At 31.8% G+C, this 8,450-nt stretch carries 9 protein-coding genes; 7 read left to right on the plus strand and 2 right to left on the minus strand.

Annotated elements, in window-relative coordinates; all coding sequences use genetic code 11:
- Nucleotides 1-4: 4 nt before the first annotated feature.
- From citC to glsA, 3 genes are read left to right on the plus strand one after another with little or no spacing between them, the layout of a single operon-like run.
- Nucleotides 5-1,021, plus strand: coding sequence for a [citrate (pro-3S)-lyase] ligase (citC, locus tag C4R78_RS05825; RefSeq protein WP_103896143.1), 1,017 nt, complete (start codon nt 5-7; stop codon nt 1,019-1,021).
- Nucleotides 1,018-2,379, plus strand: coding sequence for a citrate lyase holo-[acyl-carrier protein] synthase (citX, locus tag C4R78_RS05830; protein WP_103896144.1), 1,362 nt, complete (start codon nt 1,018-1,020; stop codon nt 2,377-2,379). The genes citC and citX overlap by 4 nt, the downstream gene beginning before the upstream one ends.
- Nucleotides 2,372-3,289, plus strand: coding sequence for a glutaminase A (gene glsA / locus C4R78_RS05835; RefSeq protein WP_103896145.1), 918 nt, complete (start codon nt 2,372-2,374; stop codon nt 3,287-3,289). The genes citX and glsA overlap by 8 nt, the downstream gene beginning before the upstream one ends.
- A gap of 15 nt (nt 3,290-3,304) precedes the next feature.
- Here the strand turns inward: glsA and C4R78_RS05840 are convergent, their stop codons facing one another.
- Nucleotides 3,305-4,186, minus strand: a complete 882-nt coding sequence (locus C4R78_RS05840) for an MSCRAMM family protein (protein WP_103896146.1) — start codon at nt 4,184-4,186, stop codon at nt 3,305-3,307.
- Between the two features lie 174 nt (nt 4,187-4,360).
- On the opposite strand from C4R78_RS05840, the gene C4R78_RS05845 reads away from it, so the two are divergent.
- Genes C4R78_RS05845 through C4R78_RS05855 form a run of 3 tightly spaced genes read left to right on the plus strand, consistent with a single transcriptional unit; the run spans nt 4,361 to nt 7,308 of the window.
- Complete coding sequence (locus C4R78_RS05845) at nt 4,361-5,500, plus strand: acyl-CoA dehydrogenase (RefSeq protein WP_103896147.1); 1,140 nt, start codon at nt 4,361-4,363, stop codon at nt 5,498-5,500.
- A gap of 10 nt (nt 5,501-5,510) precedes the next feature.
- Nucleotides 5,511-6,290, plus strand: a complete 780-nt coding sequence (locus C4R78_RS05850) for an electron transfer flavoprotein subunit beta/FixA family protein (protein ID WP_103896148.1) — start codon at nt 5,511-5,513, stop codon at nt 6,288-6,290.
- A complete protein-coding gene (locus C4R78_RS05855) occupies nt 6,283-7,308 on the plus strand; it encodes an electron transfer flavoprotein subunit alpha/FixB family protein (protein WP_423236637.1) in 1,026 nt (341 codons plus the stop codon). Before C4R78_RS05850 ends, C4R78_RS05855 begins: the two co-directional genes overlap by 8 nt.
- Before the next feature lie 26 nt (nt 7,309-7,334).
- Here C4R78_RS05855 and C4R78_RS05860 read toward each other — a convergent pair whose 3' ends face one another.
- Nucleotides 7,335-7,979 carry a hypothetical protein gene (locus C4R78_RS05860; protein WP_103896150.1) on the minus strand — a complete coding sequence of 215 codons (645 nt, stop codon included), beginning with the start codon at nt 7,977-7,979 and terminating at the stop codon, nt 7,335-7,337.
- A gap of 241 nt (nt 7,980-8,220) precedes the next feature.
- Between C4R78_RS05860 and C4R78_RS05865 the strand changes: the two genes are divergently transcribed.
- Nucleotides 8,221-8,450: transposase (locus C4R78_RS05865; protein WP_173689746.1), on the plus strand; the 230-nt coding region annotated here is incomplete at its 3' end.

Raw genomic sequence — 8,450 nt, forward strand, 5'->3', positions numbered from 1 at the left:
TTTTATGGAAATTATTGAAACTAAGGAGCTTGATAAGGTAGAGAATTTTTTAAAAGATTTTGATTTAAGCTTAGAAAAAGATGTTGATATAACTTTGATTGCAGTTGAAGATGGTAGAATAATAGGAACATGTTCAGCTTCAGGAAATATTATAAAGGATTTTGCGGTATCTTCAGAATATCAAAATGAAGGTGTTGCATCAAAGCTTCTTACACAAATTCAAAATAGGCTTTTTGATAAGGGAGTATATGAAACTTTTATATTTACAAAACCTCAAAATAGACATATATTTGAAGGATTAGGTTATAGATTTGTTGAAGGTAGCGAAGATGTGATTTTGCTTGAAGGTGGATTAGCCAATGTAGAAAAATATGTAAAAAATATGTTTATAAAAAGCGGTTTAAGTTCTAATGAAAAGGCTTGTCTTGTTATGAACTGCAATCCTTTTACTTTAGGACATAGGTTCCTTATTGAAACTGCTTCAAAGGAAAATGAAGAAGTTGTAGTTTTTGTAGTTGAAGAAAATAAGTCTCTTTTTCCCTTTGATGTAAGACTGAAGCTTGTAAAGGAAGGAGTTAAAGATTTAAAAAATGTAAGGGTGATGCCAGGAGGGAAATATATAATATCCTCTGCAACTTTTCCAAGCTATTTTTTAAGAAAAGAAGATGTTAGGCTTAAGGCTTACACAAGATTGGATGCTAAAATATTTGGAAGATATATTGCAAAGGAGTTTAATATAAAAAGAAGGTATGTTGGAGAAGAACCCTACTGCAAAGTTACAAAGGCTTATAATAGTGCTCTTTTAGAAATTTTACCTTCCTTTGGAGTTGAGGTTAAAGTAGTTGAACGTCTAAAGGTTGATGGAGTAAAGATAAGCGCTTCTTTTGTTAGAAACTTAATTAAGCAGGGGAAGATTTATGAAACAAAGAAATTCTTACCTTCAACTACTTATGAATTTTTAATTTCAAGTGATGCAAAAGATATAATAGAAAAAATAAAAAGGAGCGATAGTCCCCATTGATTGAGATACTTGAAGATAGAGAAAAAAGGTTTTTTAAAATTTTAAACCTTTATAAAAAGTACAATTATCCTATTTTATGCGGAAAAATAAATTATCCTGGAATCAATAAAAACACATTAGAGGCAGAATATGCCTTTAATGTGTTATATTCTCTTTTGATGAATTTATTTAAAGACTATATCATTTATCATGAAGTAGATAAAGGATATGATGGAAAATCGGTTTTAATGGTTTTAAGATTAGATAAATTCGAAGCTAAAAGGATGTCAATAAATATAGAAAATGAGCATGAATTAGGAAGGATTTTTGATATTGATATATATGAAAAGGAAAATCCAGTATCTAGAACAGAATTGGGATTTAAAGAAAGAGAATGTATTATATGTAAAAAAAGCGCTAGAGAGTGTTCAAGACAAAAAAAACATGCTTTAGATGAAGTGCTTGAAGAGATTAATTATTTAATAAATAGATATAAAATAAAAGAAGAACTAAAATTAAATGAATTTTCATTAGCTGTTGGAAGGATTTTAACAGAGGGGATGCTTCTTGAAGTTATATCCCATCCTTCTCCAGGGCTTGTATCTCCATTTTCTAATGGAAGCCATAACGATATGGATTATAATTTATTTTTAAAAAGCACAGCAATTCTTTCAATTTATATGCCTTATTTTGTTCAAGCAGGCTTTGAATATAAGGATAATATTTTAGAAAATATAAGAAAAATTGGATTAATAGCGGAAAGGGATATGTTTAGACAAACAAATGGGGTAAATACTCAAAAAGGACTTATATTCTTGTGTGGTGTTGTTGGAGCAAGTTGTGGAAAAGCTAAAAGGCTACGTCTTCCAATTAATAGATATGTGATTTCTAAAATTATAAAAGATATGACAAAGGGAATAGTGGATAGAGAATTAAAAAATATAAATTTAAATAAAAAACTTTCAAATGGAGAAAGACTCTATTTAAAATATAGGGTTGAGGGGATAAGAGGAGAGGTTGAAAGAGGGCTTCCTACTGTGTTAAAATATGGATTGCCATTTTTTGAAGATGCATTAAGTTCTGGACTTTCAATAAATGATTCCCTTATTCATAGTCTTATTTATATTATTTCAAAGGTAGAGGATACAACTGTATTAAATAGAAAAGGGTTAAGTGGAATTAGCTTTATGAAAAGTATGGCTAATAATGCTATTTTTCTTGGTGGAATGAAGACAAAGGCAGGTAGAGAATATATAGAATTTATGGATAAAGCTTTTATAAAAAACAATATAAGTCCAGGAGGGGCTGCAGATCTTCTTGCAATAACCTATATAATATACAAATTAGAAAAAGAAAAGTGGGGGATTAAACATGAATAAACTTTTAGAAACTATTATAGAAAACAACAGGGAATGGACTCAAAAAGGAAAAGTTGCAACTTATATACCAGAGCTTTCAAAGGCTAATCCTAATCATCTTGGAATAGCAGTTTATACTATAGACAATGAAGAATTTTGTGCAGGGGATTGTAATGTAAAGTTTACAATACAAAGTATATCCAAAGTGATTGCTCTTATGCTTGCCCTTTTAGATAATGGTAAAGAAATAGTTTTTTCAAAGGTGGATATGGAGCCTACAGCAGATACCTTTAATTCTATAAGCAGTTTAGAAACAAGAAATCCTAATAAGCCTTTAAATCCAATGATAAATTCAGGGGCTATAGTTACTTCATCCTTGATTAATGGAAAAAATGGAAGTGAGGTTATAGAAAGGCTTTTAAAGTTTACAAGAAAGATAACCAATAATCCAGATATTGATATAAATTATAATGTGTATAAATCTGAAAAAGAAACAGGGCATAGAAATAGGGCCCTTGCTTATTATATGAAAAGTATTGGAATAATAGAAGGAGATGTAGAGGAAGTATTAGATGTTTACTTTAAGCAATGTTCTATAGAGGCTACTTGTAAAGATATAGCAAAAATAGGTGCTATGTTGGCAAACGACGGAATTTTACCATGGAATGGAGAAAGAGTAATTCCAAGGCAGGTTGCAAGGATAGTAAAGACTATTATGCTTACTTGTGGAATGTATGATGCATCAGGAGAATTTGCGGTTAAAATAGGAGTTCCTGGAAAAAGCGGCGTTGGAGGAGGAATTTTAGTTGCTGTTCCTTCAAGAATGGGAATTGGTGTTTTTGGACCAGCTCTTGATAGCAAAGGAAATAGTATAGCTGGATGGAAGGTTTTAGAAGATATTTCAAAGGAACTTGATCTTAGTATATTATAGGGCGGATTTACCGCCCTATTCTATTGTTTTGTTAGCCTTTATCTTGTAGGTTAGGCCTGGAGTTACGTTTGTAAACAAATACATTCCATTATTGTTTGTTCTTGTAAATTTTATAGGAGTTAATTTACTGTCTTCTTCTACTTTATATAAAGTTACTATTGCGTTTCTAATTGGAGCATTATTTTTATCTTTTATTACACCTGATATAGTTCCTGTATAAGCGTTTGGATTTATATTAAGTTTTATTACGGTTTTTGCTATCATTGAAGGTCTGTCTATTTTTATATTTGTTGTATCGTTAGTATATCCAAGCTTTGAACACATTATCTTGTATTGTCCTTGAGGAATGTCAGCAAATAGGAATTGGCCATATTGGTTTGTAGTTGTAGTAGCTATTATTTCTTCTTTATTATCAAGGATTTTAAATAATTTAACTGAACATGAAGCTATGGGATTGTTGTCATAGTCTAATACATCTCCTGCTATTACAGAAAGTTCTTTTTTAGAATCGCTGGCTAAAGTTATATTTATTTCAAGTTGTTGTTGTGATTGTAGTGAAAATGGAGTTAAATCAGATAAAATATAGCCGTTTGCTATTGCGGAAATATTATACTGCATTCCAGGAGGGAAGGGTGAAAAGACGTAGTTTCCATTATCATCTGTATAAGCGTGGGCTATAGGATTAAAGCTTTCATCGAATATCTTTACAAGGGCAGATGGTATAGGATTTCCTTCTTCATCTGTTACTTTTCCATAAACTGCACCAGCTTCTAAACTTTGGTTTTCTTCAAGGGAAAGGTCAATCCTAATTTCTTCACCTATTCCTACAAGTTCTTTAGATTCTGATTGTCCAAGGACGTATAAATCGTAGGTTACGTTTTTGTCTTCGTAAACCATATCCTTATCCCCCTTTAAATATTTCCAATTATATATTATGAAAAAAGTTTCTTTTGGCTACAAAAATATACATAAATTTACTTAAAACGAATTTGTTAAAAAAATAATTATATTATATAATATTTATAGAAATTTTTGAAAAATTTTAATTTTTTTAGCATTGGGGGGATGGATGTGGATTTTAAATTAACCAAGGAACAGGAGTTAATGAGAGAAATGCTGCAAAAGTTCGTAGAGAATGAGGTAAGGCCTTTAGCAAAAGAAGTAGATGAAAAGGAAATGTTTCCACTAGATACGGTAAAGAAGATGGGAAAATTAGGACTTATGGGAATACCTTTTCCAACGGAAGTTGGTGGAGCAGGGGGGGATTTTATAAGCTATATTCTTGCAGTAGAAGAAATATCGAAGGCATGTGCAACTACGGGGGTTATATTATCTGCCCACACTTCCCTTTGCTGTTGGCCTATTTATACCTATGGAACAGAAGAGCAAAAGAGAAAATACCTTCCTTCTCTTTTAAAGGGAGAAAAACTTGGTGCTTTTGCTCTTACAGAACCAAATGCAGGAACTGATGCTGCAAGCCAACAGACAACAGCAAAGCTTGAAGGGGATTACTATGTATTAAACGGAAGCAAAGTATTTATAACAAATGGTGGTTATGCGGATGTATTTATAGTATTTGCAATGACAGATAGAAGTAAAGGAACAAAAGGAATATCAGCCTTTATAGTAGAAAAAGGATTTGAAGGCTTTGAAATAGGAAAGATAGAAGAAAAGATGGGAATAAGAGGTTCATCAACAGCAGAATTGATTTTTAAAGACTGCAAAGTTCCAAAGGAAAATTTACTAGGTCAAGAAGGAAAAGGTTTTTCAATAGCAATGGCAACATTAGATGGGGGAAGAATAGGTATAGCGGCTCAAGCTCTTGGAATAGCAGAAGGGGCTTTAAATGAAGCCATAAAATATATGAAGGAAAGAAAACAATTTGGAAAAACTTTATCAAGTTTTCAAGGTCTTCAGTGGTATATAGCGGAACTTGCAACAAAGGTGGAAGCTGCAAAACTTTTAGTGTATAAAGCTGCATGGAAAAAAGAAAATGGACTTCCATATAGCATGGATGCTTCAATGGCAAAACTATTTGCATCAGAAACCGCAATGCAGGTTACCACCAAGGTAGTTCAGATATTTGGTGGATATGGATATACAAGGGATTATCCTGTTGAGAGAATGATGAGGGATGCAAAAATAACAGAAATATATGAAGGAACAAGTGAAGTTCAAAAGATGGTAATATCAGCACATGTATTAAAATAGGGGGGATAATATGAAGGTAGTAGTTTGTGTAAAACAGGTTCCAGACACAAACGAAGTTAAAATAGATCCTGTAAAGGGGACTTTAATAAGAGAAGGTGTTCCAAGTATAATGAATCCTGACGATAAAAACGCCCTTGAAGAGGCTTTAAGGCTTAAGGATGAATATGGTGCTTACGTAACAGTAATAACGATGGGACCTCCTCAAGCGGAAAAGGTTTTAAGGGAAGCTTTAGCTATGGGGGCAGATGAGGCAATACTTTTAACGGATAAAGCTTTCGCAGGAGCAGATACATGGGCAACCTCATTGACTCTTGCAAAGGCAATAGAAAAAATAGGTTATGATTTAATTTTAGCAGGAAGACAAGCAATAGATGGAGATACAGCACAGGTTGGACCGGAGATAGCAGAACATCTTGATATTCCACAGGTTACATATGTTGAGAAGGTGGAACTTGAAGGAAACACCTTAAGGGTAAAAAGGGCTTTAGAGGATGGATATGAGATAATAAAAATAAATATGCCGTGTCTTTTAACTTGTATAAAGGAATTAAATACTCCAAGATATATGAATGTATATGATATATTTACCTGCTATAAGAAGGAAATAAAGGTTTTAACATCAGAGGATCTAGGATTAAACAAAGAAGATATAGGACTTTTAGGTTCACCAACAAAGGTAAGAAAAACCTTTACAAAGGAACCTAAGGGAAAAGGAGAAATCATAAATATGCCGCCTTGTGAGGCAGCAAAATTTGCGGTTGAAAAATTAAAGGAAAAGCACTATATATAGGGGGGATAGTATGAGTGTATGGGTTATAGCAGAACAAAGAGATGGTAACCTTCAAAAAGTATCCCTAGAACTTTTAGGAAAGGGGAAAGAGCTTGCAAATAAGTTAGGGACAAATCTTGTGGCAGTTTTAGCAGGATATGAGATAGAAAAATTAGCAAAGACGTTGATAAGGTATGGGGCGGATGAAGTTCTAGTTCTTGACCATATACTTCTTAAAAACTATACAACGGATGGTTATACAAAAGCAATAGAAAAGGTAGTAAAATGTAAAAATCCAGAAATAATTTTAATAGGTGCTACGAATATAGGAAGAGATTTAGGCCCAAGGCTTGCAGCAAGGTTAAAAACAGGTCTTACAGCTGATTGCACAGGCCTTGATATAGATGAAAATAGTAAAAATTTGCTTATGACAAGACCAGCCTTTGGAGGAAATTTAATGGCTACAATAGAATGTCCAAATCATAGACCTCAGATGGCAACAGTAAGACCAGGAGTATTTCCACTTCCATGTCCTGATGAAAAAAGGGAAGGAAAAATACAAAAAATAGAAGTGGATTTAAAGGAAAAGGATATAAGAACGGTTGTAGAAAAAATAGTAAAATCTTTAGAAGATAAAGTGGATATAACAGAGGCTAAAGTAATAGTATCAGGTGGAAGAGGCCTTGGAAGTAAAGAAGGTTTTGAACTTTTAAAGGAGCTTGCGAGTCTTTTAGGAGGTGTAGTAGGAGCAAGTCGTGCTGCGGTAGATTCAGGATGGATAGGGAAAGATCATCAAGTTGGGCAAACAGGAAAAACTGTAAGACCAAAGCTTTACATAGCCTGTGGAATATCAGGAGCTATTCAACATCTTGCAGGAATGCAAGATAGCGAATATATAATAGCTATAAATAAAGACGAAAATGCTCCAATAATGTCAATAGCAGACCTTGCAATAGTTGGGGATTTATATAAAGTTATTCCAGAGCTTATAAATGAAATAAAAGCTTATAAAAATAGTTGTGAAGTTGTAAACATATAAGCCTGCAAAGTTTTCTTTGCAGGCTTTTATACTGCTATTTGTTCATTAATGTTAATTATGATATCTTTAAGGTTTCTAAAATCAAATTTTGGGACATCAATTTCTTTCAATAGTTTTATAGCTTCTTCAAAGTTATTTACAAGATTTAAGCTTTTATATTCCAATTCCTTTGCTAAAACATCATTATAATAGTTGCAGTAGGCAAAATAATCTTTTCTTTCTCTTTTGTAATATTCATATTCTTGACCACAGGCCTCTATAATTTCGCGACAAAGGTATAAGTTACAGGGATGAGGTCTTAATGTAAAGTCTAATTTACATCCATCTTTGTCAAAAAAAGGACATAGCCTAAAGAAAAGCTTAGTATCAAAATCATCTGATTTAGGTTTTAACTTGTTATACTTTTCTTCATCAAAATAACCTAAAACTTCTATGTGATATTTTTCTATTTTTGAGTTTATAAGATTTGCAATTTCATAAATAAAATCTTCCTTTCCTAAGTCTAATATATTTTTTATGTCTATTAACTTATATTTTGGAAAATACCAGCAGCAACCCCTCATTTTTATTTTAAGATATGAAGTTGCTTCTAAAAAATTATAACATTTTCCGCAAAATGAACATTTAAAAAGAGGAATGTTTTCATGCTTTAAAAATGTTAACTTGTGCATTTTGCATCCCCCTTACACAAAAATTAATAGCATAATAATAAATGTATTTCAAATTTGTAAATATTATAAAAAAACAACAGCAATTAATAAAAAATGAGATATATAAAAAAATACTTAATAAATTGTATTTTTCAGATTGTTGACAAAGTATAATTTTAAAAAGAGAATCCATCACAAAAAAAGGATTCTCTTTTTTTATGTCGAAATATAATAATATACGAAGTAATAAAGGAGGATAAGTATGCTAACAATCAACAAAGATAAAATTCGTAGAGAACAAGTTGAATTTATCTCTGTTGACCAATTGGTTCCAGAAGATCATTTAGTTAGAAAAATAGAAAAAGCTATCAATTTTGATTTCATATATGATCTTGTAAAGGACATGTATTGCTTAAATAATGGGAGACCAAGCATAGATCCTGTTGTATTAATTAAAATAGTTTTAATTCAATATATGTTTGGTATAAAATC

Source organism: Caloramator fervidus, from assembly GCF_900108045.1.
In the GTDB taxonomy this organism is placed as follows: domain Bacteria; phylum Bacillota; class Clostridia; order Clostridiales; family Caloramatoraceae; genus Caloramator; species Caloramator fervidus.

What these genes read in the sequence shown, in the direction of transcription:
- glsA (WP_103896145.1), top strand. Translation starts at nt 2,372, where the DNA reads ATGAATAAACTTTTAGAAACTATTATAGAAAACAACAGGGAATGGACT.
- citC (WP_103896143.1), top strand. Translation starts at nt 5, where the DNA reads ATGGAAATTATTGAAACTAAGGAGCTTGATAAGGTAGAGAATTTTTTA.
- C4R78_RS05860 (WP_103896150.1), bottom strand. Translation starts at nt 7,979, where the DNA reads ATGCACAAGTTAACATTTTTAAAGCATGAAAACATTCCTCTTTTTAAA.
- C4R78_RS05850 (WP_103896148.1), top strand. Translation starts at nt 5,511, where the DNA reads ATGAAGGTAGTAGTTTGTGTAAAACAGGTTCCAGACACAAACGAAGTT.
- C4R78_RS05840 (WP_103896146.1), bottom strand. Translation starts at nt 4,186, where the DNA reads ATGGTTTACGAAGACAAAAACGTAACCTACGATTTATACGTCCTTGGA.